We start from the raw sequence: 24,787 nt of genomic DNA on the forward strand, positions 1-24,787 counted from the left end.
GTGGGAATATAAATGGCGCAGATCTCGGATGACTGCTTCGCTTTCGGCGGACAGATGCGGCCCATCGACGAGACTGCCGCGCTGATTGCCTCGAAACTCAGCGCCGTACAGGAGGTCGAGACGGTCCCGCTCTTGCTGGCGGATGGGCGCGTCCTGGCAAAAAAGATGGTAGCCTCGCTGCCGCTGCCGCCCTTCACGAATTCCGCGGTCGACGGCTACGCCGTGCGAGGGGCAGACCTGCCGCAGGCTGTCGAGACGGCGTTCGCCGTTGCCGGGAGGGTTCAGGCCGGCATGGCGGCAAATGAACCTGTGCCGCCGGGCCAGACGGTACGCATCTTCACTGGCGCTCCAATGCCCGACGGGGTCGATACGGTGTTCATGCAGGAAGACGTGAGCATCGACGGCTCGGGCAGGATCCTTCTCCCGCCCGGCCTGAAAAAGGGTGCCAATGTACGCCCTGCGGGTGAAGATGTCGCATTGGGCGAGGCCGTCCTCCCGGCGGGCCACCGGATGCGGCCGCAGGATATCGCGCTCGCCGCCGCATTGGGGCTCACCGAACTCCAGGTCAGGCGCAGGATACGCGTGGCAGTGTTCTCGACCGGGGACGAAATCGTCGCGCCGGGAGACATGCGCGGACCGGCGCAGCTTTTCGACTCCAACCGTTTCATGCTGACGGCGATGCTCGCTCGACTCTGCTGCGACACCACCGATCTCGGTATCCTCGTGGATGACAGTAGCCTGATCGCTGAAAAGCTGAGCGAAGCGGCATTGAGCCATGACCTGATCCTGACTTCGGGCGGTGTGTCGACGGGCGAGGCAGATTGCGTGAAGGCCGCCGTCGAGAGTGCCGGAACCCTGGTGTTCTGGCGCGTCGCGATCAAGCCGGGCCGGCCGGTCGCCATGGGGGTGATCGATGGAACCCCGCTGATCGGACTTCCTGGCAATCCGGTGGCGAGCTTCGTCACCTTCGCGCATATTGCCCGCCCGGCAATCCTCGCCCTTGCGGGGGCCCTCCAGCAAACGCCGACTCCGATCGCGATGCGGGCCGCCTTTTCCTATAGCAAAAAGCAGGGACGGCGCGAATATGTGCGAGCAAGCGTACGCACGGCCGCGGATGGTAGCTACGAAGCGACGAAGTTTCCCAGGGAAGGCGCAGGACTGTTGTCATCGCTGGTCGCGACCGACGGTCTCGTCGAATTGGGAGAGGAGATAGTCCGTGTCGAGCCCGGTCACACGGTCCAGTTCCTCCCCTATTCCAGTCTTATGTGAGAGCCGTCGGACCGCGTCCTCGAAACGAGAGCCGCAACCCGGGCTCGATTGACGGGGCCAGGCCCTGTCGGGCATCATGCCGACCATGATAACCACGACGAAGTTGGATCTGACCGGGCTTAAGTGCCCTTTGCCAGCACTGAAGACTCGTAAGGCACTGAAAGCCTTGAAGCCAGGCGAGCGGCTCGAGGTTCACTGCACGGACCCGCTGGCGGTCATCGATATCCCCAATCTGCTCAACGAGATGGGCGAGCGACTTGAAGCGACGGAACGCGACGGCGATCGCGTCGTGTTCATGATCGAAAAGACGCAGCCCGCGACGATGTGACGAGTTGCACCCCGTCGGCGGCGGCCCCAAGATTTGCGAGGCAATGCTTGCGCTGGTCGTGCAGGGGACATGTCGTGCCTCATAGTCGACATCCTGGCCCGCGGGATATCGTTAAGAGGTAAGAGCGTTTCACTCGGGGAGGTGAGCACATGACGATCCAGGAACGACGGCCGCGTGATCGTGGACCAAAGGGCAGGCCGCTGGATGACGCCGCGCTCGCCGAGGTCCAGGCGCTCCTGGGCGCGCGCCAGCGACGGCGCGACTTGCTGATCGAATTCCTCCATCTGATCCAGGATCGATATGGCTGCCTGTCGGCGCGGCATTTGCGGGCGCTGGCGCAAGATATGCGCTTGTCCCAGGCCGAGGTCTACGAGGTGGCGACCTTCTACGACCATTTCGACGTTGTGAAGGAAGGCGAGACGCCTCCTGCGCCGTTGACAATCCGCGTGTGCGATTCAGTGAGTTGCATGCTGGCGGGCGCCGACACCCTCCTGGCCGAATTGCAAGCGGGCGCCGATCCAGCGGCGATCAGGGTCATGCGCGCGCCCTGCATGGGCCGTTGCGCTGGCGCGCCTGCCGCGCGTATCGGCGATCGCGAGGTCGACCAGGCAACCGCCGAAGGCCTGAGGCGCATGGCCGCGGCAGCGGAGACCGGTGTGAGCGTGCCCGATTATGTCGGGCTGGAGGCGTATCGGCAGGCGGGCGGCTACCAGCTTTTGCAGCGGGTACGGATTGGGGCGCTGACCACGGACGAGCTCATCGCCACCCTGGGCGATGCAGGCTTGAGGGGTCTGGGCGGTGCGGGTTTTCCGGCTGGCAAGAAGTGGCAGTTCGTACGCTCCTATCCGGGCCCGCGTCTGATGTCGATCAATGGCGACGAGGGTGAGCCCGGCACGTTCAAGGACCGCATCTATCTCGAGCGAGATCCGCACCGTGCCTTTGAGGGTGCATTGATCGCGGCGCACGCCGTCGAGGCGGAACGGATCTATCTCTACATGCGCGACGAATACCCTGCGGTGCTCGCCATTCTTCGCGAAGAGATCGCCTCGCTCGAGGCCACCGGCATCGTCAAGCCCGGCTTCATCGAACTCCGCCGCGGCGCTGGCGCGTATATCTGCGGCGAGGAGAGTGCGATGCTGGAAAGCATCGAGGGCAAGCGCGGCATGCCGCGCCATCGCCCCCCCTACATCGCCGAGGTCGGCCTGTTTGGACGGCCGACGCTCAACCATAATGTCGAGACGCTCTGGTGGATCCGCGACATCGTCGAAAAGGGCGCGCAATGGTTCGCTGCGCAGGGCAGGCCCGGCCACCCCGGCATCCGCTCATGGTCCGTGTCCGGCCGGGTGAAAAATCCCGGTGTCAAGCTGGCGCCGGCCGGCGTCACGGTGCGCGAATTGATCGACGACTATTGCGGCGGCATGGCCGACGGTCATGAGTTCAAGGCCTATTTGCCGGGTGGCGCCTCAGGCGGCATCCTGCCAGCGGCACTGGGGGACATTCCGCTCGATTTCGGCGGCGATCTGGCCAAGCAGGGGGCCTTCGTCGGCTCCCATGCTATAGTCGTGTTCTCGCGGGCCGACAATATAAAGCAGGTCACGCTCAACCTCATGAAATTCTTCAAGCATGAGAGCTGCGGGAAGTGCACGCCGTGTCGCGAGGGAACCGAGAAATTGGTGGCTATCTTGCAGGAGCAGGGCCCTATGCCAGAAGACAAGATTCGCGACCTCGAAGCGGTGATGCGCGATTCGTCGATCTGCGGCCTGGGCCAGGCGGCGCCCAATCCGATCAATCATCTGCTGACGCATTTCCGGAGTGACCTCTGATGGCCGAGAGCGTGGTATTCACCCTCGATGGGCAAACCGTGAGCGCCGCCCCTGGCGAGACTATCTGGGACGTCGCCAAGCGCCAGGGCACAAAGATTCCGCATCTGTGCCATGTCGATATGCCGGGCTATCGCCCCGACGGCAATTGCCGCGCCTGCATGGTCGACGTCGAAGGCGAGCGCGTGCTGGCTGCCTCCTGCGTTCGCCAGCCTTCCGCCGGCATGGTCGTGAAAACCGATACCGAACGCGCCCGCAAGTCGCGCGAGATGGTATTCGAGCTCCTCGCAAGCAACATGCGGCCGGCGAGCGACGGTCCGGACAACCAGTCGGCATTCTGGCAATGGGCCGGTTCGATGGGGATTTCGGGCAGCCGCTTCAATTCGAAGTTCGCCGGGGATGGCGTGGAGCCGGAATTCGACATCACCAATCCGGCCATTGCCGTCAATCTCGACGCCTGCATCACCTGCGGCGCTTGCGTGCGCGCCTGCCGCGAGGTGCAGGTCAACGACGTGATCGGCATGGCCGAGCGCGGCAATCACTCGGTTCCTGTCTTCGATATGCACGATCCGATGGGCCTGTCGACCTGCGTCACCTGCGGCGAATGCGTCCAGGCTTGTCCGACTGGTGCGCTCTACGAGAAATCGCTGATGGACGAGACCGGCAAGACACGTGTCGTCCAGGCGTTCGACAAGGTCGTCGACACGGTCTGTCCGTTTTGCGGCGTCGGTTGCCAGACGCAGGTCGCCGTCAAGGACAATAAAATCGTCCAGGTCGACGGCCGCAACGGCCCGGCGAACGAGAACCGGCTCTGCGTCAAGGGCCGCTTTGGCTTCGACTATGTGATGTCGCCCGAACGGCTGACGAAGCCGCTGATCCGGCGTGACGACGCGCCGAAGGCCGGCGACATTGATCTGCGCAATGTCGATCCGCTGACAGTGTTCCGCGAGGCCAGCTGGGAAGAGGCGCTGGAGCGCGCCGCCAGCGGGCTGAAGCGCATCCGCGACCAGCATGGTGGCAAGGCGCTGGCTGGCTTCGGCTCGGCAAAGGGGTCGAACGAGGAGGCCTATCTCTTCCAGAAATTCGTCCGGCAGGGTTTCGGTACCAACAATATCGACCACTGCACCCGGCTCTGCCATGCCTCTTCCGTGGCCGCTCTGATGGAGGGCGTTGGCTCTGGCGCGGTCTCGGCGCCTTTCATGGACGCCATGAAGGCCGAATGCGTGATCATTATCGGGGCGCGGCCGGCGACAAACCATCCAGTGGCGGCCACCTATTTCAAGCAAGCGGCAAAGCGCGGCACCAAGCTGATCGTCATGGATCCGCGCGGCCAGGAACTGATGCGCCACGCCAGCTATGCGCTGCGCTTCAAGCCGGGCAGCGACGTGGCGATGCTCAACGCGCTGCTGCACGTCATCATAGAAGAGAGGCTCTATGACGAGCAGTACATCCAGGCCAATGTCTCCGGCTTCGAGGCGCTGAAGGCAAAGGTCAAGGATTTCTCGCCCGAGGCGATGGCTCCCGTCTGCGGCATCGAGGCCGGTGTGCTGCGCGAGGTGGCGCGCACCTATGCCAAGGCGGAACGCTCGATGATTTTTTGGGGTATGGGCATTTCGCAGCACACCCACGGCACGGACAATTCGCGCTGCCTGATCGCGCTGGCGCTGATCACCGGCCATGTCGGGCGCGCCGGCACAGGGCTGCATCCGCTGCGCGGCCAGAACAATGTCCAGGGCGCCTCGGACGCGGGCCTCATCCCGATGTATTTCCCCGACTACAAATCGGTGGAGAATGCCGACATCCGCGGCCAGTACGAGAATTTCTGGGGCCAAACGCTCGATCCCAAGCGCGGCTTGACCGTCGTCGAGATCGTCGACGCGATCCATGACGGCGAGATCCGGGGCATGTACATCATGGGCGAGAACCCGGCCATGTCCGATCCCGACCAGAGCCATGCGCGCGCCGCGCTCGCCAAACTGGAGCATTTGGTTGTCCAGGACATCTTCCTGACCGAAACAGCGTGGCATGCCGAGGTGGTGCTCCCTGCCTCCGCGCATGCGGAGAAGCTCGGCACTTACACCAATACCAATCGGCAGGTGCAGATCGGCCGACCGGCCGTCAACCTGCCGGGCGAGGCGCGGCAGGACCTCGATCTCATCATCGAGCTTGCCAGACGCATGGGGCTGGGCTGGAACTACGGGCACGTTTCGGATGTTTTCGCCGAAATGGCGCAAGTAATGCCGTCGCTGAAGCACATTTCCTGGGAGCGCATCGAACGCGAGGAGTCCGTCGTCTATCCTGCCGATGGTCCTGATGTTCCTGGCAACGAGATCGTCTTCACCACCGGGTTCCCGACCGCGGATGGTCGCGGGCGCATCGTGCCCGCTGACCTCCTGCCTCCCGACGAGGTGCCCGATGACGAATATCCGCTGGTGCTAACCACGGGGCGCCTGCTGGAGCACTGGCACACGGGCGCCATGACGCGCCGCGCCGGGGTGCTCAACGCCATCGAGCCCTACGGCATTGCTGCGATGAATCCCTACGAGATCAAGCGCCGCGGCCTGGCGCAGGGAGACGTTATCAACGTGGAGACGCGGCGCGGCATCGTCGAAGCCATTCTGCGGGCCGATCGAGAGGTCGCCGATGGCATGGTTTTCATGCCGTTCTGCTTTGCCGAGAGCCCGGCCAACATGCTTACCAACCCTATGCTCGATCCTTACGGCAAGATCCCGGAGTTCAAATATTGTGCCGCGCGGATCGTGCCGGCATCGAGATCGGTCGAAGCTGCCGAATGATGTTTGGAAACTGCCCGCGGAGTAGTGTTGGGCGATGGCTGACTTGAGGAAGTCCATTGCTCGACGGCCGCCGGAATAGTCGGGCAGGCCGTTGCGAAGGCTCGCGACAGGTGGGTGGGGCTCTGTCGCCGGCCAGATGTGAGCCACGGTTGTGCGGAACGCCCTCAACTCGGCGTTCTTCTCGCGAGGTTTGATTTGGCTGAAGGCGACGCGAGACGCCATCACCGGCCAACCAGCAGCAGCCTTCCGACGAGTGCTGCTGTTAGAGTGTATCGTTAGGATAGATTCCCCAAAGGCGGGTTTGCCTGACGAAGCCTGCCAGCGAATTGACCGCGACCCTGCACCATTGCCCGTCGCAGCGCACCAGTTCGACAATTACTTCCGGCGCCAGCCAGGCGGTGACGAGGCTGGAAACCGAAGGCTTCCGGCGCAGCGCGATCTTGTCCTTGCCCCATGGGGCGGTTACAGCGGTCCTTCGCCCCGAAAGAAGCGGACCGAAGACCCAGCCGGATGTTCCCTGCCAGTCTCGCACGCGCCGCCAGTTTCCATATTCCTGATAGATTTCAAGCGGAATCCTGGGCCGGACATAAACCCATTCGACGTCATATTGGGTGCCCGGTCCGACCCGCATATTCACAGGAGAACTCTTCAACGACGCGAAGCGGGGCAAGGCAATCCCATTGGCGGCAGCTTGAGGGCCGGCCTTTGTGACGGTTGCAACACACAATGCAGCGATGAGGCAACAACGAAGGAGGCTACCCCTGACGAAAAAGCCGTAACCGGTGTCTTGATAAGTTGACGAGACGACGTTGCTCCGAGGCGCACGACCGCGGCGTTTCACAGCGAAGCCCCATGCGAAGGATCGAAGAGGGCTCGAGGACATCTTTCCATATTGCCGCATGGTCCTGGTGAGACGACCTCGGGAGAAGCGAGTTGCAGCGTTCGCATGGACGTTCGGTCCCACCTACCGAGTGAGCGCGTAGCAATCGATGTTTTTGAGCGCCAGTCGCCCGCAAGCGCGCCACGCTTCCGACTTGTTGTCGAAGCCGGCATATCTGGCGCGGTAGTACACATCGCCGTCTTTTTCGAAGGCCTCGGTAAAAGCAGAAGTATTCGAAAGCAGTTTTGGCGCCTTGCGAGCCGCTAGTGAAAGGATTTCACGAGCTGCGGCCTTGCTTGGCATCGATCCAATCTGGATGATCCATTGACCTTCGTGGGTGGAAGCGGTGCTCATCGGATCGATGGCATCAGCAGACAACGCCTGCTCCCTGGGTACATCGCCCATCGCCTCAGCCGCGACAGCGGCTCGGGAATCGGTCACTTGAGCCGGCTTCCACGTCGGAGTGGGCACCGGTGCGCTCGAAGCCGCGGACGCGACCAATGCGCTTTCTCCGCCACGATCGATCCTGAACCGGTCGGGACCGTTGGAAGCCTTGGCCAGATAGCGGCTGATGAGACGCTTCATGCGCGCATCTCGGCTCCTGGCCGTCTGTCCGCCCATCACCACCGCGACGATGCTGCGGCCCTGCGCCTCGACGGAAGAGACCAGGTTGAAGCCCGAGGCATTCGTGTACCCCGTTTTGATCCCATCCACGCCCTTCACCCGGCCGAGCAGATGGTTGTGGTTGCCGAAGCGCCGACCTTTGTATTTGAAGGATCGGGTGTTGAAGTAGGAATAATAGCCAGGATGATGATCCCTAAGCGCCAGGCCCAGACGTGCCATGTCGCGTGCCGTGGTCTTCTGGGCGGTATCGGGCAGTCCGTTGGCGTTCCTGAACGTGGTGGAGGTCATTCCCAACTGTCGTGCTTTTTGCGTCATGAGACGTGCAAAGCCGGCCTCCGACCCGCCGAGGAACTCGCCAATGGCCGTCGCGGCATCGTTGGCGGACTTCGTTACCAGCGCCAATATGACCTGTTCGACGGTGATCGTTTGACCTTGCTTCAGCCCGAGCTTGGAGGGGGCCTCGTTGGCGGCATTAGACGACACCGGTATTGCCGTGCCTTTCGAGATCCTGCCGCTCTCCAGCGCGTCGAAGATGAGGTAGAGCGTCATCATCTTGGTGAGAGACGCTGGATAGCGCGGAGCGTCCGCATGATCCTTGTAGAGGGTCTTGCCGGTCTTGGCATCGATGACAATGCCTGAAAATCTGGAATTGGCCTGCACGGCGGAAGCAGAGGCGGCGCAAAACACGATGACGACCGAGATCCTCAAGGCGAATTTCAATAATGACGCCGGGAAGGCGACAAGCTTCTCCAATACCAGATACATCCGCCCGCCCGTCGCCGCTCCGTGTAAAATGTGGCCGGGCGATCCGGCCATCGGATCACGAAGCTAGGCAGGCACCGTTACCAATTGGTTATCGCATTCTTAACGAGAGGCCGCAAATTGTCGCGGCTCTACCCCTCGATCTCGGGCTCGTATGGCGGCTTTGCCGGAGCGAGGAAATCCGATCTCACCCATTCGGCGAATTTGCCGTTTGAGATGCCGTTCTCCTTGCTGCAGTCATTGCGTCCCGATTCCACGAAGGTGGACACTCCCTTGTAGCAGCCGGCATTGGAATAGCCGGTTATGCGCGACCATTCGTGGTCCGTCTCGTAGACGATGACCGTCTCACGATAAAACAGCATCCCGACGATGCCGCATTCCATCGATGGACAACTGCGCCGCTTAGCATTTCGCCAGCGACCCACATCCGGTTTTCTGCTTGCACGGGTTGGACGAAAGCCACGAGGGCCGCCAACAACGTGGTCGCAACCAATACGGCCCTCCGCATCTCGGATTCAGGTCCGCCTGCTATCCGACGAGAAGTCATGCGCCCCTGCGCCAGGTCGTCCATATCGAAAACAGCAGCACGTCCTTTGGAACGGAGGGATGCCAATTGCTGAAGAACTCTCACGCCTGCACTCCGCCAATATCGATATCGGCACTTTATCTTTGGTCAGCAAGCTGTCGACCAAAATCGCGATCCGTTCGATGTTTCGGAATGAAGGCACGCCCAATCCGCGGCTCCGGCGCCGGCCAGTGCCGCGCCAGATAAGGTCGGTCGCCGGGGCGGTTCGCGGACCTGGCGATGCGCGGCTCGAGGCAAATCGGATCAAAATCACCGATACATATATCGACTACTTGCGCTTCTCCTCAGGCTTTTCATACCCAAAAAAACTGCCTCACAGGTGTGGCCTGATATTCGAAGCCTGAAGATTCTATTCCACATCCTCACGTCCGTACCCTGAGGGCTTGCTCCAGCCTGTCGGCGATCTGTGTGACGATATAGGCAATCACCATGTAGATCACGACGGCAATCACAAAGGCTTCGAGATAGTAGAAATTCAACGCGGCGGTCAGCTGTGACTGCGCGAAGATATCGACAACCTCGATGGCGAATCCGAGTGAAAGCGCCTTCATGATAACCATCATCGAGGTTGTCAGATCGGGAATTGCTGTCAGGGCGACCTGGGGAAATAGCACCCGTCGAAACAGTTGGCCCCTTGTATAGCCAAGCGAATAGGCTGCGTCTGCCTGACCGGTGTCAAAGGCGTTGAGGGCTCCTTTGATAATCTCCGCCTGGAACGCGGCGACACAGCCGGTCACCGCAATGACAAGGATAACCCAATTGGGCGTTTGGTGGGCGTTGAAGTCTATGCCAACCAATGCAAACAGAAACTGGAGCGCGGGGGGAAGACCGAAATAGGCGAGGAAGATCACGATCACCATCGGAACGCCCTTGAAGATGACCTTGTAGGCCATGACGAGCTCTCGCAGTGCGGGAATCCGTCTATATTCCACGAACGCAAACAGGCTGCCGACCATCGTCGAGAGCAGGAAGATCGTAAGGGCCATTGCAAGCGTTACGGGTACGGCGCCCAGAATTTCCCGCGAGTCCTGAAGCAGGATATCGGTATCAAACATGGTCAAATACCCTTGTTAGGTCACACGCTCGCGATCAGTGTGTTCTTGATCTGAGCAGATGTCGTAGCCTCTGGTGCCTGCATCGGGGAACGAAGCTCGAAGAAGCGGACGATGAGCCATGCGATCAGGCACATCACCGAATAGATGACCGCCAGCACGAGATAGGTTTCGAACTGGTACTGATTATAGTCGCGCTCCATGATCAAATGCGCGGTCGCCATGACATCCGCCGCCCCGATGTACATCACCAGCGCAACGTTATGGATCAGGTAGATGACGGAGTTCCCGTAGCCCGGCAACGCGAAGTGCACTGCTTGTGGCCCAATGACCCGCGAGATTTTCTGGCGAAAGGTATATCCAAGACTGTCTGCCGCATCATGCTGGCCGCGATCGACGGCCAGATATGCAGGTCGCAGGACTTCTGACAGGTAGCCGCCGTGATAAAAGCTCAATGCCACCATCGCAGCGATCGTCGGCGAGAAAAAATCTTCTGAGCCGAACAGGATTACCAACAAGGGAAGCCCGTAAAACGCAACGAACAATTGGAGGACGACGGGAACACTCCGGGCATAGGATACGTAGAGGTCCGCCAGGTGACTGATCACAGCTACCCTGCGGACCCGGAGAGTTGTCGCGAGGAGAGCGAGGCAGAACCCAGCAATGAGGGCCGTAAAAGTGATGGCCAGCGTCAGCGGCAACGCTGAGAGCAACTCGGGAATCATAGCAGACACATCCACCTTGAACACTCCTTCTTGCAGTTCGGCCTTGCCGCTAACATCCAAACGCAGTTGAGGACGCTTGTTACTTCATGTATTTCACGATGTCCTCGCCGAACCACTTCTGCGAGAGCTTGTCGATCGTGCCGTCGTCCTTCAGTTCCTTGAGCACCTTGTTGACGTCCTCGGCCAGGACCTTGTTTTCCGCTGATCGGTGAATCAGCATGTAGGTGTTGTTGCTGTAGACCGGATCGGATGCGACGATATCGAGCTTCTTATTGTCGATGACTGTCTGCTCACCGAGGTTAGACGGTAGAACCAATGCGTCGAACTTGCCGTTCTGAACTTCATCCAGGCGGTTCGGGTAGGGGATCCCGGCGCTCGATGCCGTGACGTCGAGCTTGTATTGCGGATTCTCTTTCTGCCAGTTCATGATGAACTTGTAGGTTCCGCCACCTGCCGTGGTCGGAACGATCCTCTTGCCGACCAGGTCCTTCATTTCCTTTATGCCGCTGTCTTTCTTGCTATAGATTTTCATCAGACTGGCGCCCATCGGGTTCTCTGGAATGATGAATTGCTTCTCTCGCTCGGGCGACTTGTAGTAGCCACCTACGGCGATGTCGTACTTCCCGGTGGCAAGGCCGGTTTCCTGGGCGATGTCAGAGACACCTTCCATTTCGAACTTGTACTGCGGCAGCTTCGCATTGATCGCCCTCAGAAGATCGGGCTCATAGCCTTGCGGTTCGACGCCGATCGCGCCCCAGGCCAGCGGCTTGGATTCGGCAGACGTCGCGATCTTGATCGTCCGGACGGTCTGACCATAGCCGATCCCTGCGGTGGCGAGGGCAATTGCGATGCCACCAGCGACGGCCAGGACATAGCGGCGGGAAAAACCGGATGTGATTGCAGACATTTCTTGGGTTCCCTTCTTGTTGAGCTATTGAAAAGCGAGTTCTGACTGCAGGAATTGAGCCAGTCGTGGACTGGAAGGCGCGTCGAAGATTTCAGCCGGACTGCCGTCGGCGGCAACCACGCCACGGTCCATGAAGACGATCCGGTTCGAGATGTTCTTTGCGAATTGCATCTCGTGGGTCACAAGCAGCGACGTGATCCCTGACGACGTGACATCCTTGATCACCTTCAAAACTTCACCGACAAGTTCAGGATCCAGCGATGACGTAGGCTCATCGAAGAGGATGACGTCAGGACGCACCGCTAGCGCGCGTGCGATGCCGGTGCGCTGGAGCTGGCCGCCCGAGAGCTGGGATGGATAGCTGTCTCGCTTCGACGAGAGACCGACCCGATCGAGCTCTCTGAGCGCGATTTCCTGCGCCTCTTCCCTGGATTTGCGCTGCACCACAACGAGCGGATCCATCACGTTCTGAAGGACGGTCATATTCTTGAAGACGTTGAACTGCTGAAAGACCATCGCGGTCCGCAACCGGATCGCCTGGACAGCGGCCTTGTCGGCACGCTGGTAATCCATCCGAACCTGATCGAACGCGATGGTTCCTGACGACGGCTTGGCCAGATAGTTGATGCATTTCAGCAGCGTGGTCTTGCCGGTGCCACTGGGGCCGATGATCGACACCACGTCACCCCGCTTTACCGAGAGATTGACGCCGTTCAGGACCTGCGTGCTTCCGTAAGACAGCTTTATATCTTTGAGTTCAAGCATTGCTGGTTGACCCTTCGGAAAGTGTGGGACGGACTGGCTTGACCGTATGCGACGTCATCACCCGCTCTCCGCATGGCCCAGCACGTGCATCAGCCGGTTTGCCCAGCCGAAGATCGCTATGGCGTGGACAAGGTCGATGATTTCGGCATCATTCATGCCGACTGATCGCAGCGAGGCGACGTCGTCTGCCGTCGCTTCCGACGGCGCCGCCGACAGGCGGCGGGCAAAGTTGTAGATTGCCGCATCGCGCGACCCAAGCTTTTCAGGTTTGTCGAGATACAGCGCGGTGACCACTTCATCGCTCCTGGTCAGCTCAGCATGCCGGCGGGCGTGAACGACGGCACAGAATTTGCAGCCATTGAGGATCGAGGCACCCAATGCGCCAAGCTCGCGGTCGGGACGGGCAAGCCCGCCCTCGACGTACATGATCGCGTTGAACAACACCGTGCGGGCAAGATAGCTCTCGGGGTCATGCACAAGGGTGCGCACATATTCCGAAACTTTCTTGGCCGACGGCGTAACCTTCATCGCTTCGAGCTGTTCCGGCGTTGCCTCCGATAGCTCGACCGGTGCGATATAGGGATGCCAATTCAGCGGCTTCAGGCGCACCGAGGAAATCATGCCCGCCTCATCAATCGCAGGCCGGTCGCGACCCGGGTCTGGAAGTTGATGAAGGCAATCAATTCGGAGAGCGCAACAATCTGGGGATTGTTCAATCCGGCTTGGGCGAGCAGGGCAATGTGGCTCGCTTCCGCCTTTTTCGGCGTCAGGGTGATCAGGTCAACATGTCGGGCGATGATCGCCAGGGGTTCATTCAAATCCGTTTCCCCCCGGGCCAAGGACAGAAGCTGCTCCGTGGGACCAAGCTGAGCCAGTTGCGCATCATATTCGGCCACCAGGACGGGATCGGCGTTCAGAGCTGCCATGCGACGGGCCAGAGCGACCCGCAAATTCGGCGCCAGCCCCTGATCGTTTGCCGGCTGCAGGACGGAGAGGCGACATTCCTCGGCCCCTCGCACGAATTCGGGCCGAAACCGCCGTGCAGCGAAAAGGGCATCTTCCGGTGAAAGACCTGCAGCCTTGTCCATTGCGTCGATCACAGCGCGGCCTCCTTATGCAACAGGGGTGTTGAATCGACCCATTCGTCGCCCAGAAGTTCCGGGGTGTCGTAGGCGATCAGATTGGCGAAGTGGGTTTCCACATCTTCGGCGAACAGCGACGCGGCAATGCCGCGGACCAGACGGTCGGCACCGGCGCTGACGGCCGGGATATCGCCGGAGACCTTGCCATGGGTCAGCATGGCGGCGTCGTTGAAGCAGTGGACATGCGCCAGCATCGGGCAGGAACCGGGGACGCGCTCGCGAAATTCGAAGGCGGGGCCGAGATCAGGTGCCTCCAACATGCCTGCGCGCGGCGGCCCCATGTCCGGCGTATATCGACCATCCGACCAGGTGCGAATGTGTGGGGCAAGGGCAGCGAGTTCCGGGCGACCACTGAAGTCATTTGAAAAGCCGGTCGCAGCGATCATGAAATCGTAGCGCATCGGCCCTTGCGTGGTTTCGACCAGAAGGCCTCCGGCATCTTCCTTTACCGCGACTACGCCACAGTCGAGAAAGAAGCGGGCATTCGCATGATGAGACACGCGAAGCGTCGATGAACGCGGCGGCGGCGTCTGGGTCGAGGCGGTGTAGTCGAAGAATCTCCACTTCCAGGCGTCAGGCAAATGATACATGCCGAGGATGACACCCTGGCTGCCGATCCCGGTCAGCTTGTTGATGCGCGGCATTTCCTTGCGCCGGATCAACATGTCGACTGAACCGGCGCCCGCCTCGAGCGCCGTCGCGGCATTGTCCATCGAAGAGGCGCCGGCGCCGATAACCGCCACACGCTTGCCCTTCAGTGCATCAAAATCGATGTCGTCGGCAGAATGGGCCCAATAGGAGCGATCGATGCCCCTGAGGAAATCGGGCACGGCAAAACCGCCGAGACCGGACCGACCGGTGGCTAGAACGAGACGACGGGTGAGAACCCGGCCGGTTTCCGCGCCCTCGACATCGATCGCAATCAGATCGCCAACCGCTGCAACGCCTGTCATGCGCACGCTGTTGCGCACTGGCAGACCAAGAACGTTCCGGTACCAGACCAGGTAGTCCATCCACTGGCCTTTGGGGATTTTGTCCAGCGACCGCCATGCCTCAACGCCCCATTGTGCCGTGAACCAGGCGCGGAATGTCAGCTGCGGCAGGCCGAGCGACGGACCGTGCAGCGTTTTCGGCGACCGGAGCGTTTGCATGCGGGCAAACGTTATCCATGGCCCTTCGAAGCCGGCCGGAGCCGCGTCATAGGCAACGACATTGGTTATCCCCGTCAGCACCAGCTTTGCGGTGGCAGCAAGTCCGCACATGCCGGCGCCGATCACAACGACGTCACGGACCGACACGCCATCGCGCGAACGCGCGGGAACCCATGGCTTGGCAGGCAGTTCGAGAAAATCGAGGTCCTGAGCAAGTTGTGCTTCGAGCGCGGCTAGACCTCTCGGGGGGAGCGAACTGGGGGTGTGCTTCATATTCCCGTTCCGTGATTTGTGCCGGAGGCAGGATCGGTCACCAATTGGCCGGCCAGAGTCGGATCGAGTTTCTTGAAGCCAACGATCGACCGTTCAGCCACCGCCTCGACCGCATCCACCAACGCCTGCGCGACTGGACGAAGGGGGCGTTTTTCGGCAGCCACAACACCCCAATGAAAGAGGACGGTTACGTCGATCGGGCGGATGACGACCCCAGGCAAGCCCACGCCATAGGCGGTGAGGGGATCGATGACAGCCGCAACACCAGTCCGGCGTACGATCTGCAGCGCTCCATAGGCGGTATTCGTGCGGATTACTGGCCCGGTGTCGATGCCCCTGGCCGCCAATGCCTTGGAGACATGCAACTGGAAACGCAGCGGATTGAGCAACGTGGCGACGCGGCGGCCGGCAAAAGCGGAAAGCGGTATGACATCTAGTTCGGCCAGCGGATCATCCTCCCGCACGGCAGCAACATCAGGCGCCGAATAGAGCCGCAGGACATCCAGACCGGGCGTATCGAGCGGCAGGCTTGAAAACCCGACCTCGGCACGTCCGCTGCGCACTTCCTGAGCGACGGTCGAGGGAAGAAACTGCCCGAGATGCGTCTCGTGCGGAAGCTCGGCACCTTGGAGTTCAGCCAAGGCCGTCGGGATCAAGCCCGTGCCGATCGCGGAGGTGGTGACGATCTGCAGGATTCGCCCTCTGCCGGCGGCGATCATCTTGGCCCGCGCTGCGAGTTCGGTGAAGGACATCAGCAGGCGTCGTGCTTCCTCCTCGAACGCGACTCCTTCTTCAGACAACTGCACTCGTCGACCGATCCGATGCAGCAATTCGAAGCCAAGTTCGGCCTCGAGCTCCTGAATGGTGCGCGTCACCGCAGGCTGGGAGCGCCCGAGCATGTCAGCCGCCCTGGTGATGCTGCCGCTGGCAGCAACCGCAAGGAAGGTCTGAAGGTCCCGGGTTTCCATGTTCCTCCTACATGCGTAATCCGTATGATTGACATCGTCTCATTCGTTTTTGATATATGTCAAGCGGAAACGAATGTTCGTTACGGGCTTTGTGCATATGCCGGCTTCAGCGCCAGAATCCGGGATCGGAGGCGGACAGGGACGCCAGACGCGGCTCCGGCTTCAGGTGAAGGCGGCAAGGATTTTCGAACCGCAAAGCCTGCGACAGGAGGAATGTCATGCGTGTGAGTATTCTGGGCGCAGGAGCAATCGCTTACGGTCTTGCTGCCTATTTGGCAGGATCGGGGCATTCGCCAATGCTTTGGTCACCGTCGGGACAGCGCACCAGGGCGTTGGCTACCGGCGAATTGTTGAAAGCGACGGGAGATATCGCGGCGAAGGTACCGGTGCGCATTGCCAAGGATTGCAAGGATGCCATCGCCAACGCGGACGTGGTGGTGATTGCGCTTCCGGCTTACGGCCACAAGATGGTGATGGATGCTGCCGCCCCTCATCTGATCGATGGAATCCCGGTCATCATCAGTTCGCATTGTTCGTTCGGGGCACTGTATCTCTCCAAGCGGTTGGCGGAGCGCAAGGTCAGCTTGCCGATCGTCCTTTGGGGCACAACACTGTTGACAGGGCGACAACTCGGACCAACCGAGGTTCATGTCACCACCATTCGCCAGAAGCTTGACGTCGCGACGCTGCCTTTCAAAGCTCAGGATGAAGGATACGGACTTTGCACGAGCTTATTCGGTGATCGTTTCGTCAAGCGCGACGGCATGCTCGCGATCGCGCTCAGCAACCTCAATCCGCAAAACCACCTGGGAATTGCCCTTCTCAATCTGACACGCATGGAAAAAGCCGAGCAATGGAGCCAGGGGGGAAACGTCACCCCTGCCGCTGGCCGCCTTATCGAGGCTCTGGATGCCGAACGGCTAGCCATCGCCGCCCATTTTGGTATCGCGGTTCGCACTGTACAGGAGCATTTTTCATTGTCGTTTCACGTTCCGAAGGGAACCGTTTCGGAGATGAACCAGGAGATGGATCGTCAAGGCCGTGGCGGCTTTGGTCCGACAACAATCGAAAGCCGCTACATTCTCGAGGATGTTCCGTTCGGACTGCTGCCGACCGTATTGTTGGGGAAGATCACCGAGAAACCGGCGATGCTCCACGAGTCCGGAGTTTCGATATTATCGGCGGCTTACGGTCGCGATCTCAGGGGGGATAACGATATTCTTCCGGCGCTCGGCCTCGAGGGAATAGCAAAAACGGATCTTGAAAACCTTTGCAGCACAGGGTTTTGAGTGAGCCCGCAGTCGATGCGGCATGATCAAGTTTGAGGTCCACCACGGTACGTCATCGCGTCGGTTCATCTAAAGGCGCGCGGCGTCAGGGCGATGTCGCCGCACGAGTTCGAGGCGAGGCTGAACCTCGAAAGGCAGGGAACACATCCCGCCGTTCAAGGGTCGCGCACAACGATGCAGGGGCAGCACTGCCGGTTTGGCCAGCCAACCTATTCACAGACAGCGATCAAAGCCGCGCCTTGGTGCTCCGGGGTGTCGCCAACAACAGGCTGGTCTCGCTGCCGGTAATGCCGGGGATCAGGCGGATGCGCCGCAGCACGGCGTCGAATTCGGTCAGTGTCTGCGTCCCCAGTTCTATCACCAGATCCCAGCGGCCGTTGGTGGTATGGATCGTCGAAACCTCCGAGAAGCCGCCAAGGGCGCGGATCACACGATCGGCGGCATGCCCTTCGATTTCCACCATCATGATGCCGCGTACTCGCTGGTCGACGGCATCGGCTCGCAGGATGACGGTATACCCGATGATCGCGCCGGCTTTTTCAAGACGTTCCATACGGGACCTGACCGTTGCCCGCGAGACGCCGACGTCCATGGCAAGGTCCGAGATGCTGCGCCGCGCGTCATGCCGCAAAAGCGTGATGAGCTGTTCGTCAAGCTGATCCATGGCTCAGAATGTAATCAAATCATTCCATTTTGATAGGCCATTTCGACAAATATGCCAATTTGATATGTTCATCCTGCCAGCTATCCGCGCTCCAATAGGGGATCGAAAACGCGCGCGGGGACATAGGAATGCATTGCATGATCGTCGGGGCACCGATCCAGGTCGGCTCGGGCCGGATGGGTTGCGAGATGGGCCCCAGCGCGCTCCGTACCGCAGGCCTGGCGGCCGCGCTCACGGAACTTGGGCATACGCTGGCCGATCTTGGCACCGTCGCCTCTGCCGACCTGCGCCCGATCAGCCACGGCAATGCCGCCTTGAAGGCGCTGCCGGAAATCGTCGCATGGACGGCGGCGATCACCGAGGCGGCCTATGCCGCCAGCGCCGGCGCCATGCCGATCTTCCTTGGTGGCGATCACAGCATTTCCGCCGGCACACTGGCCGGCATCGCCCGCCGGGCGGCGGAAGCCGGCCGCCCGCTGTTCGTGCTGTGGCTCGACGCGCATCCTGATTTTCACACGCTCGACACCACGACCAGCGGCAATTTGCATGGCGTGCCGTTGGCTTATGCCAGCGGGCAACCAGGCTTCGAGGGCTACTTCCCCAGCCTGGCGGCTTACGTGGATCCGGCCCGTATCTGCACACTGGGGATCCGCAGCGTCGATCCGGCGGAGCGCGAAGCGCTTCGTAAGGCGGGCGTCACCGTGCACGATATGCGCACGATCGACGAATATGGCATGGCCCCGCTGCTTCGCGCCTTTCTCGAGCGGGTCAGCGCTGAAAACGGCATGCTGCATGTCAGCCTCGATGTCGATTTTCTCGACCCGTCCATCGCGCCGGCCGTGGGCACCACCGTGCCCGGCGGCGCTACCTTCCGCGAGGCTCATCTGGTGATGGAGATGTTGCATGACAGCCGTCTCGTCACCAGCCTCGACCTGGTCGAGCTCAATCCCGCACTCGACGAACGCAACCGCACCGCGACCCTTCTAGTGGACCTGACCGCGAGCCTGATGGGCCGGCGGATCATGGACCGTCCCACACGGAGTTATTGAGCTGTGACCCCCAAGCTGAACATCGTGCCCTTCGTCAGCGTCGATCACATGATGAAGCTGGTCCTTGCCGTCGGCATCGATCGCTTTCTCATCGATCTCGCCGCCTATATCGAAGAGGATTTTCGACGCTGGGAATTGTTCGACAAGACCCCGCGCATCGCATCGCACAGCATCGACGGCGTCATCGAACTGATGCCGACGAGCGACGGACAGCTCTACGGCTTCAAATACGTCAACGGTCATCCAAAAAACACGCGCGACGGGCGCCAGACCGTGACGGCGTTCGGCGTGGTGGCCGATGTCGGCAATGGCTATCCGATGCTGCTTTCGGAAATGACCATCCTGACCGCATTGCGCACGGCGGCGACGTCGGCCGTCGCGGCCAAATACCTCGCCCCCGATGCGGCGGACTGCATGGCAATCATCGGCAATGGCGCCCAGTCGGAATTCCAGGCCATCGCCTTCAAGGCCCTGCTCGGCATCGACAGGCTTCGCCTCTACGACATCGATCGATCGGCATCCTTGAAATGCGCGAAAAACCTTGCCGGGTTCGGTTTCGACATCGCGATCTGCGCTTCGGCGCAGGAGGCGGTGGAAGGGGCTCACATCATCACGACGGTCACCGCCGACAAACGCTCCGCGACCATCCTGACGGACAACATGGTCGGATCGGGTGTGCACATAAATGCCGTCGGCGGCGATTGCCCCGGCAAGACGGAGCTGCATCGCGACATACTGCTGCGCTCCGACATCTTCGTCGAATACCCGCCGCAATCGCGCATCGAAGGTGAAGTCCAGCAACTCGAGCCGGACCATCCCGTGACAGAGTTGTGGCAAGTGATGACCGGCAAGGCCGCTGGCCGCCGGGATGCCAGCCAGATAACCTTGTTCGATTCCGTCGGCTTTGCGATCGAGGACTTTTCCGCGCTGCGCTACGTCCGCGACCAGCTTCAGCGCACCGGCCTCTACGAGGAGCTCGATCTGCTGGCGGACCCGGACGAACCACGCGACCTCTTCGGCATGCTGCTGCGCGCCGACAAGGCCGCAGAGGTGAGGGCCATATCCGGCTGAGTTTTCGCAGAGAGCTTGCTGCCGGATGCCCACCTCGCAATATCTGCGGCGCCAAACAACCGGTTTCAGGATCGAGCAAGCCCACGACAACAAAATGCCCCGCCCGAGGGGCATGATCTGCAGGGGGCCAAGACCACAGGCTCGCACAGCGTGGCGGCTGGATGTCCCTGGCTAAAGTGACAGCTTTTGACGGAACGCCAATGGCCTCAGCCGGAAACCAGGTTTGTCAGCAGGGTTGCCGCCTCGGTGCCGGCCAAGCCGAGGTCGCGAACGCTGCTCATGTGATTGGTTGCAGGAAGGGTGGTCTGCGAGACCTGTAGTCCCTGCTCCTTCAGATGCCGCGCAAACGCCTCGGCCTGGCTGTGGAATGGCGGCGTCTCATCGGCTCCGACAGCGATCTCGACCGACACTGACGGATCGAAACGGCGGGTGAGCGGCGAGAACCTGGCTGCGTCCTCGTCGGTTATCGCGATCTCGGCGGCAAGGAAGGAGGTCTGAAGCGGCTTCAAGTCGTAGAGCCCGCCAAGCAGCAACGCGCCTTTGATTGTCGATGTCCGGCCGCCGTCATTGAAAAGCATCGTCGCAAGCTGGGCGCCGGCTGAATGTCCGCTCACGGTCAGGCGCTCGGTATCGCCGCCGCGATTGCCGATATGGTCGAGCACCCAGCCTTTGGCGCGGCGCACCTGGTCGACGATCGTGGCCATCCTCACTGCCGGCATCAGGGCATAATCGACGATGACCGCGATCGCGCCGGCGCGCGTCACCGTCTCGGCGACATAGGAATAGTCGCGCTTGGAGAACATGCGCCAGTAGCCGCCATGGATGAACATATGGACCGGCAAGCGGTCGCGTTTGCCCTCCGGAAAGAACAGGTCGATGGTCTCGGTGGCATGCGCTCCATAGGCGACATCGGCAACCATCGGTATTGTTGCGCGCACCTCCGTGCTGCGGCGAACGATCTCGGCGACGATATCGTCGAACTCGGCGACGTGGTCGCGGATGCGGAAAGGATCATTCTGCATTGGCTGCCCGTTCACATGGTCACGGCGATGTACTTCGCCTCCATGAACTCGGCAATGCCGTGCTTCTGTCCGCCTTCGCGGCCAAGGCCGCTCTGCTTGACGCCGCCGAAAGGTGCCGCCGGATCCGACATCAGGCCGCGATTGAGCGCGACCATGCCCGTTTCGATTTTCGACGCCACGTGCATGCCCCTGGCCAGATCACGCGTATAGATATAGGCGGCAAGACCGTATTCCGTGTCGTTGGCGCGCGCGATGACTTCGTCCTCGTTCTCGAAGCGGCTGATCGGAGCCACCGGACCGAATATCTCCTCTTGGGCCATTTCGGCATTGGCGGGCACGTCCCGAAGGACGGTCGGCGGATAGAAATAGCCCTTGTCGTCGGCGACCACGCCGCCGCACAGGATCCTGGCGCCGCGGGCGACCGCGTCCTTGACCAACCGATCGATCTTGTCGACGGCCTTCCTGGTAATCATCGGACCGCATTCGGTGTCCGGGTCGGTGCCTGAACCGAGCTTGAGCGCGGCCATGCGTTCGCGCAGACCTTCGGCAAATGCGTCATGGATGCCGGCCTGTGCGTAGATGCGGTTGGCTGCCGTGCAGGCCTCGCCGGCGTTTCGCATCTTGGCGACCATGGCGCCGTCGAGGGCCGCGTCCAGATCGGCGTCATCGAAGACGATGAACGGGGCGTTGCCGCCGAGTTCCATCGAGCATGAGATGACGTGCTTGGCCGCTTCGGCCAGCAGAACGCGACCCACGCCGGTCGAACCGGTGAAGGATAGCTTGCGGACGCGCGGGTCGGCGAGCATGGCGGCGGTCACCGGTCCGGGGTTCGAGGTGGTGAGCACGTTGACGACGCCGGGAGGCACGCCCGCCTCCTCGTAGAGCGCGGCGAGCGCGTAGGCGGTCAGGGGCGTCTCGCTGGCGGGCTTCAAAATGACGGTGCAGCCGGCGGCCAGCGCCGGCGCGATCTTGCGTGTGGCCATGGCGGCGGGGAAATTCCAGGGCGTTATAAGCACGCAGATGCCGATCGGATGATAATCGACGACGATCCGGTTGGCGCCTGACGGCGCCATGCCGAACTCGCCGCTGATGCGGACTGCTTCCTCGGCATTCCAGCGGAAGAATTCAGCCGCGTAGGCGACCTCGCCGCGTGCGTCGCGCAGCGCCTTGCCGTTCTCCAGCGAGATCAGCGCCGCCAGCGTGTCGGACCGCTCGACCATCAATTCGAAACAACGCCGCAGGATTTCCGAACGCTTGCGCGGCGCGGTTGCGCGCCAGCCCGCAGCCGCCTTCGCGGCTGCCTCGACGGCAGCGGCGGCATCGGCAATCGTTGCGTCCGGGACAGCCGCAATCACAGCTTCCGTGGAGGGATCGATCACCTCAATGAGGCGGCCGTCGGACGCCTGTCGCCAGTGTCCGTCGATGTAGAGGCCGTGCGAGAATGTGGTGTAGTCGAACATGTCCGGATCTTCGTTGAGTTGCCCTTGGGGTACGTTCATCTCATCACCTCTGGTCAGACTGAGCTTGCGGCCATGTCGCCGTCATAGGCGGCCCTCACCAGCCGCCGCATCGCGGCGATGTCGAAAGGACGAGGGTTGTTCTTGATCAGCCGATCGATGCCGAGCGCCTGCTCGGCGGTCCAGTCGATCTTGTCGTGTGGAAGACCCAGATCGGCCAGCGTGCGGGTGATGCCGATCGCCCCGAACAGCCGGGCCACTTCATCGATGGTGACGCGCGCGGTCGCCTCGGCGCTCCTTGTCTCCGTCACCCCCAGAGCGGCGCCGACCGCCGCGATTTCGTCGGTCGCGGCAGGCAGGTTGTAGCTCATCACGTAGGGAAGCATCGTCGCCACGCCCAATCCGTGCGGCGTGTGGGTAAGCGCACCGACGGGATATTGCACGGCGTGGGCAGCCGCCGTTCCGGCCGTGCCGAAAGCGCAGCCGGCCGCCAACGCCCCCATCATGACATCGGCGCGTGCGTCTTCATCCGAACCGTCCCGGTAGGCTTTTTCGAGACTGCGGCCCAGGAGCTGAATGGCCAGCAGCGCGAAATGATCGGTCAGGGCGCTCTTGCCGACAAAGACATGCCGCTGCGGCAATTGCGGATCGGTACCGCGTTTGGCGGACGTGAAGGCTTCGATTGCGTGGGTGAGCGCGTCGGCTCCGGCAATCGCCGTGAGAGAGGGCGGGCATGTCGCGGTGAGTTCCGGATCGCAGAGCGCGACCGCGGCAATGAGATGGGGACTGGAAATGCCGACCTTAAGCGTCCGTTCCGGATCGGAGATCACCGCCACCGGCGTCACTTCCGAGCCGGTGCCGGCGGTGGTCGGCACCGCGATTACCGGGAGCGTAGGGCCGGGCACCTTGAATTCCCCGTAGTAGTCCTGAAGCCGCCCGCCGTGACTGATCAGCAGCGCGGCGCTTTTGGCCATGTCCAGGCAACTGCCGCCACCGATCCCGATCACCATGTCCGGCTTGAAGTCCTTCGCATGGGCGGCGCAGACGGCAACGCTGTCACGGGGGACATCCGGGAGGATGCGATCGTAGACGAGCGTTTCGATCGAGCCTGCTCTCAGTGCCGCGCTGATTTGCGCGAACATTGGCGTTCCGGCGAAACGCTCATCCGTGCAGATGAATGCGCGCCGGCCATATTTGGCGGCAACATCAGGCAGCGCGTGGCGCTGGCCTTTGCCGAAAAGAATCTCACGCGGCAACCGGGCTGCTGCAAATAGCGTCATGAACTGTGTCCTTCGAATATGGATTGGCGAGCGGGGGATCGGAGATCATCGCTTGCCCAGCGTGCGTGGCGTGGTTCGGGCAAGGCACGGGCCAGAGCCGTCGTCGAGTTTTCATGCCTCACGAAATATCCTCTATAAAATCGTATAGGATATAGGATTGAATTGCGCGAAGCATCGTGTTAGAGGTCGCTCCTGTCAAGAGGCAAAACATGCAGAATCCAGACCTTACCGCCGACAACGACGCCCGGTTGACGGGCCGCATCCAGCGCGCCAACAGCCTGTCGGGCGATGTCTACGAGGCGATCTTCCAGCAGCTGATGTCGCTGAAGATAGCTCCGGGATCGCGGATCACCGTCGACAACCTGGTCAAGGAGTTCAACGTCTCGCATACGCCCATCCGCGAAGCTCTTGGGCGGCTGGAAGGCGAGGGCCTGGTGGTGAAAACCCATCTGATCGGGTACCGGGCCGCCCCCCAGATCACACGGCGCCGTTTCGACGAGCTCTATGAACTGCGCCTGCTGCTTGAACCCGCAGCCGCCGCAAAGGCAGCCGCTGCGCTGGATGAAACGCGGCTGATGATTTTGCAGGAGGCGGCTGGCGTGATGGCCAGGCGGGTGGGCAAGGACGAACGCCTGCGTTATTCGAACTTCGCCCGCCAGGATGCCATCTTCCACGACAAGGTCATGGAGTTCGCGCAGAACGAGCTCATCCGCGAGACGCTGAACCACCAGCACACCCACTTCCACATCTTCCGGCTGATGTATCACTCGCGGGTCACCGAGGAGGCGCTTGACGAGCACGAAGCCATCCTCGCCGCTTTCGCCGCCGGCGATCCGGTTGCCGCCGAAAAGGCGATGCGCGTGCACATAGAGAATTCGCGGGACAGGCTCCTGCCTGCATTCGAGTAG

24 protein-coding genes are annotated in these 24,787 nt (G+C 61.4%); 9 read left to right on the forward strand and 15 right to left on the reverse strand.

Annotated elements, in window-relative coordinates:
- Positions 1-12: 12 nt before the first annotated feature.
- From glp to fdhF, 4 genes are all read left to right on the forward strand, one after another.
- Positions 13-1,269: a gephyrin-like molybdotransferase Glp gene (gene glp, locus LB551_RS01585; RefSeq protein WP_224657964.1), complete on the forward strand. Its 1,257-nt coding sequence runs from the start codon at positions 13-15 to the stop codon at positions 1,267-1,269.
- A 76-nt stretch (positions 1,270-1,345) separates the two neighbouring features.
- Positions 1,346-1,597: a sulfurtransferase TusA family protein gene (locus LB551_RS01590; RefSeq protein ID WP_224624179.1), complete on the forward strand. Its 252-nt coding sequence runs from the start codon at positions 1,346-1,348 to the stop codon at positions 1,595-1,597.
- Between the two features lie 149 nt (positions 1,598-1,746).
- Positions 1,747-3,420 carry an NAD(P)H-dependent oxidoreductase subunit E gene (locus LB551_RS01595; RefSeq protein WP_224657965.1) on the forward strand — a complete coding sequence of 558 codons (1,674 nt, stop codon included), beginning with the start codon at positions 1,747-1,749 and terminating at the stop codon, positions 3,418-3,420.
- Positions 3,420-6,212, forward strand: coding sequence for a formate dehydrogenase subunit alpha (gene fdhF / locus LB551_RS01600; protein ID WP_224657966.1), 2,793 nt, complete (start codon positions 3,420-3,422; stop codon positions 6,210-6,212). Before LB551_RS01595 ends, fdhF begins: the two co-directional genes overlap by 1 nt.
- A gap of 262 nt (positions 6,213-6,474) precedes the next feature.
- On the opposite strand, the gene LB551_RS01605 is transcribed toward fdhF, so the two are convergent.
- The 3 genes from LB551_RS01605 to LB551_RS01615 all read right to left on the reverse strand — a co-directional run bounded on the left by LB551_RS01605 (position 6,475) and on the right by LB551_RS01615 (position 8,840).
- Positions 6,475-6,882 carry an SH3 domain-containing protein gene (locus tag LB551_RS01605; RefSeq protein ID WP_224657967.1) on the reverse strand — a complete coding sequence of 136 codons (408 nt, stop codon included), beginning with the start codon at positions 6,880-6,882 and terminating at the stop codon, positions 6,475-6,477.
- Positions 6,883-7,176: 294 nt separating this feature from the next.
- The gene (locus LB551_RS01610) at positions 7,177-8,481 is read right to left on the reverse strand and encodes a D-alanyl-D-alanine carboxypeptidase (protein WP_224657968.1); all 1,305 of its coding nucleotides are present in this window, start codon (positions 8,479-8,481) and stop codon (positions 7,177-7,179) included.
- Between the two features lie 128 nt (positions 8,482-8,609).
- Positions 8,610-8,840 carry a hypothetical protein gene (locus LB551_RS01615; RefSeq protein WP_224657969.1) on the reverse strand — a complete coding sequence of 77 codons (231 nt, stop codon included), beginning with the start codon at positions 8,838-8,840 and terminating at the stop codon, positions 8,610-8,612.
- Between the two features lie 244 nt (positions 8,841-9,084).
- Here LB551_RS01615 and LB551_RS01620 point away from each other — a divergent pair, with 244 nt between their 5' ends.
- Positions 9,085-9,408, forward strand: coding sequence for a hypothetical protein (locus tag LB551_RS01620; RefSeq protein WP_224657970.1), 324 nt, complete (start codon positions 9,085-9,087; stop codon positions 9,406-9,408).
- Between the two features lie 18 nt (positions 9,409-9,426).
- Here LB551_RS01620 and LB551_RS01625 read toward each other — a convergent pair whose 3' ends face one another.
- The 8 genes from LB551_RS01625 to LB551_RS01660 form a co-directional block, all read right to left on the reverse strand.
- Complete coding sequence (locus LB551_RS01625) at positions 9,427-10,119, reverse strand: amino acid ABC transporter permease (RefSeq protein WP_224657971.1); 693 nt, start codon at positions 10,117-10,119, stop codon at positions 9,427-9,429.
- A gap of 20 nt (positions 10,120-10,139) precedes the next feature.
- Positions 10,140-10,856 carry an amino acid ABC transporter permease gene (locus LB551_RS01630; protein WP_224658184.1) on the reverse strand — a complete coding sequence of 239 codons (717 nt, stop codon included), beginning with the start codon at positions 10,854-10,856 and terminating at the stop codon, positions 10,140-10,142.
- 64 nt (positions 10,857-10,920) lie between these two features.
- Positions 10,921-11,748 carry a transporter substrate-binding domain-containing protein gene (locus LB551_RS01635; protein WP_224657972.1) on the reverse strand — a complete coding sequence of 276 codons (828 nt, stop codon included), beginning with the start codon at positions 11,746-11,748 and terminating at the stop codon, positions 10,921-10,923.
- Between the two features lie 24 nt (positions 11,749-11,772).
- Complete coding sequence (locus LB551_RS01640; RefSeq protein ID WP_224624188.1) at positions 11,773-12,513, reverse strand: amino acid ABC transporter ATP-binding protein; 741 nt, start codon at positions 12,511-12,513, stop codon at positions 11,773-11,775.
- Between the two features lie 57 nt (positions 12,514-12,570).
- Positions 12,571-13,134 carry a peroxidase-related enzyme gene (locus tag LB551_RS01645; RefSeq protein WP_224657973.1) on the reverse strand — a complete coding sequence of 188 codons (564 nt, stop codon included), beginning with the start codon at positions 13,132-13,134 and terminating at the stop codon, positions 12,571-12,573.
- Positions 13,131-13,613, reverse strand: coding sequence for a CMD domain-containing protein (locus LB551_RS01650; protein WP_224657974.1), 483 nt, complete (start codon positions 13,611-13,613; stop codon positions 13,131-13,133). Before LB551_RS01650 ends, LB551_RS01645 begins: the two co-directional genes overlap by 4 nt.
- Positions 13,610-15,079 (reverse strand): flavin-containing monooxygenase, encoded by a 1,470-nt coding sequence (locus LB551_RS01655; protein ID WP_224657975.1) that lies wholly within the window; start codon positions 15,077-15,079, stop codon positions 13,610-13,612. The genes LB551_RS01650 and LB551_RS01655 overlap by 4 nt, the downstream gene beginning before the upstream one ends.
- On the reverse strand, positions 15,076-16,047 hold the full coding sequence (locus LB551_RS01660; RefSeq protein WP_224624192.1) for a LysR family transcriptional regulator: 972 nt from the start codon (positions 16,045-16,047) through the stop codon (positions 15,076-15,078). Before LB551_RS01660 ends, LB551_RS01655 begins: the two co-directional genes overlap by 4 nt.
- Before the next feature lie 218 nt (positions 16,048-16,265).
- On the opposite strand from LB551_RS01660, the gene LB551_RS01665 reads away from it, so the two are divergent.
- Positions 16,266-17,336 (forward strand): NAD/NADP-dependent octopine/nopaline dehydrogenase family protein, encoded by a 1,071-nt coding sequence (locus LB551_RS01665; protein WP_224657976.1) that lies wholly within the window; start codon positions 16,266-16,268, stop codon positions 17,334-17,336.
- 226 nt (positions 17,337-17,562) lie between these two features.
- Here the strand turns inward: LB551_RS01665 and LB551_RS01670 are convergent, their stop codons facing one another.
- A complete protein-coding gene (locus tag LB551_RS01670; RefSeq protein ID WP_140552091.1) occupies positions 17,563-18,000 on the reverse strand; it encodes an Lrp/AsnC family transcriptional regulator in 438 nt (145 codons plus the stop codon).
- A gap of 128 nt (positions 18,001-18,128) precedes the next feature.
- Between LB551_RS01670 and rocF the strand changes: the two genes are divergently transcribed.
- Positions 18,129-19,049, forward strand: coding sequence for an arginase (gene rocF, locus LB551_RS01675; protein WP_224657977.1), 921 nt, complete (start codon positions 18,129-18,131; stop codon positions 19,047-19,049).
- A 3-nt stretch (positions 19,050-19,052) separates the two neighbouring features.
- A complete protein-coding gene (locus LB551_RS01680; RefSeq protein ID WP_224657978.1) occupies positions 19,053-20,120 on the forward strand; it encodes an ornithine cyclodeaminase in 1,068 nt (355 codons plus the stop codon).
- Positions 20,121-20,326: 206 nt separating this feature from the next.
- Here LB551_RS01680 and LB551_RS01685 read toward each other — a convergent pair whose 3' ends face one another.
- The 3 genes from LB551_RS01685 to LB551_RS01695 are packed head-to-tail and all read right to left on the reverse strand — an operon-like array spanning position 20,327 to position 23,879.
- The gene (locus LB551_RS01685) at positions 20,327-21,142 is read right to left on the reverse strand and encodes an alpha/beta hydrolase (protein ID WP_224657979.1); all 816 of its coding nucleotides are present in this window, start codon (positions 21,140-21,142) and stop codon (positions 20,327-20,329) included.
- Positions 21,143-21,153: 11 nt separating this feature from the next.
- Positions 21,154-22,641, reverse strand: a complete 1,488-nt coding sequence (locus tag LB551_RS01690; RefSeq protein ID WP_140552087.1) for an NAD-dependent succinate-semialdehyde dehydrogenase — start codon at positions 22,639-22,641, stop codon at positions 21,154-21,156.
- Between the two features lie 14 nt (positions 22,642-22,655).
- The gene (locus tag LB551_RS01695) at positions 22,656-23,879 is read right to left on the reverse strand and encodes an iron-containing alcohol dehydrogenase (protein ID WP_224657980.1); all 1,224 of its coding nucleotides are present in this window, start codon (positions 23,877-23,879) and stop codon (positions 22,656-22,658) included.
- A gap of 209 nt (positions 23,880-24,088) precedes the next feature.
- Between LB551_RS01695 and LB551_RS01700 the strand changes: the two genes are divergently transcribed.
- Positions 24,089-24,787, forward strand: coding sequence for a GntR family transcriptional regulator (locus tag LB551_RS01700; protein WP_224657981.1), 699 nt, complete (start codon positions 24,089-24,091; stop codon positions 24,785-24,787).

This window comes from Mesorhizobium sp. BR1-1-2 (genome assembly GCF_020165435.1).
Lineage (GTDB): Bacteria > Pseudomonadota > Alphaproteobacteria > Rhizobiales > Rhizobiaceae > Mesorhizobium.

What these genes read in the sequence shown, in the direction of transcription:
- glp (WP_224657964.1), top strand. Translation starts at nt 13, where the DNA reads ATGGCGCAGATCTCGGATGACTGCTTCGCTTTCGGCGGACAGATGCGG.
- LB551_RS01590 (WP_224624179.1), top strand. Translation starts at nt 1,346, where the DNA reads ATGCCGACCATGATAACCACGACGAAGTTGGATCTGACCGGGCTTAAG.
- LB551_RS01595 (WP_224657965.1), top strand. Translation starts at nt 1,747, where the DNA reads ATGACGATCCAGGAACGACGGCCGCGTGATCGTGGACCAAAGGGCAGG.
- fdhF (WP_224657966.1), top strand. Translation starts at nt 3,420, where the DNA reads ATGGCCGAGAGCGTGGTATTCACCCTCGATGGGCAAACCGTGAGCGCC.
- LB551_RS01610 (WP_224657968.1), bottom strand. Translation starts at nt 8,481, where the DNA reads ATGTATCTGGTATTGGAGAAGCTTGTCGCCTTCCCGGCGTCATTATTG.
- LB551_RS01615 (WP_224657969.1), bottom strand. Translation starts at nt 8,840, where the DNA reads ATGCTGTTTTATCGTGAGACGGTCATCGTCTACGAGACGGACCACGAA.
- LB551_RS01620 (WP_224657970.1), top strand. Translation starts at nt 9,085, where the DNA reads ATGCCAATTGCTGAAGAACTCTCACGCCTGCACTCCGCCAATATCGAT.
- LB551_RS01625 (WP_224657971.1), bottom strand. Translation starts at nt 10,119, where the DNA reads ATGTTTGATACCGATATCCTGCTTCAGGACTCGCGGGAAATTCTGGGC.
- LB551_RS01635 (WP_224657972.1), bottom strand. Translation starts at nt 11,748, where the DNA reads ATGTCTGCAATCACATCCGGTTTTTCCCGCCGCTATGTCCTGGCCGTC.
- LB551_RS01640 (WP_224624188.1), bottom strand. Translation starts at nt 12,513, where the DNA reads ATGCTTGAACTCAAAGATATAAAGCTGTCTTACGGAAGCACGCAGGTC.
- LB551_RS01645 (WP_224657973.1), bottom strand. Translation starts at nt 13,134, where the DNA reads ATGATTTCCTCGGTGCGCCTGAAGCCGCTGAATTGGCATCCCTATATC.
- LB551_RS01655 (WP_224657975.1), bottom strand. Translation starts at nt 15,079, where the DNA reads ATGAAGCACACCCCCAGTTCGCTCCCCCCGAGAGGTCTAGCCGCGCTC.
- LB551_RS01660 (WP_224624192.1), bottom strand. Translation starts at nt 16,047, where the DNA reads ATGGAAACCCGGGACCTTCAGACCTTCCTTGCGGTTGCTGCCAGCGGC.
- LB551_RS01665 (WP_224657976.1), top strand. Translation starts at nt 16,266, where the DNA reads ATGCGTGTGAGTATTCTGGGCGCAGGAGCAATCGCTTACGGTCTTGCT.
- LB551_RS01670 (WP_140552091.1), bottom strand. Translation starts at nt 18,000, where the DNA reads ATGGATCAGCTTGACGAACAGCTCATCACGCTTTTGCGGCATGACGCG.
- rocF (WP_224657977.1), top strand. Translation starts at nt 18,129, where the DNA reads ATGCATTGCATGATCGTCGGGGCACCGATCCAGGTCGGCTCGGGCCGG.
- LB551_RS01685 (WP_224657979.1), bottom strand. Translation starts at nt 21,142, where the DNA reads ATGCAGAATGATCCTTTCCGCATCCGCGACCACGTCGCCGAGTTCGAC.
- LB551_RS01690 (WP_140552087.1), bottom strand. Translation starts at nt 22,641, where the DNA reads ATGAACGTACCCCAAGGGCAACTCAACGAAGATCCGGACATGTTCGAC.
- LB551_RS01695 (WP_224657980.1), bottom strand. Translation starts at nt 23,879, where the DNA reads ATGACGCTATTTGCAGCAGCCCGGTTGCCGCGTGAGATTCTTTTCGGC.
- LB551_RS01700 (WP_224657981.1), top strand. Translation starts at nt 24,089, where the DNA reads ATGCAGAATCCAGACCTTACCGCCGACAACGACGCCCGGTTGACGGGC.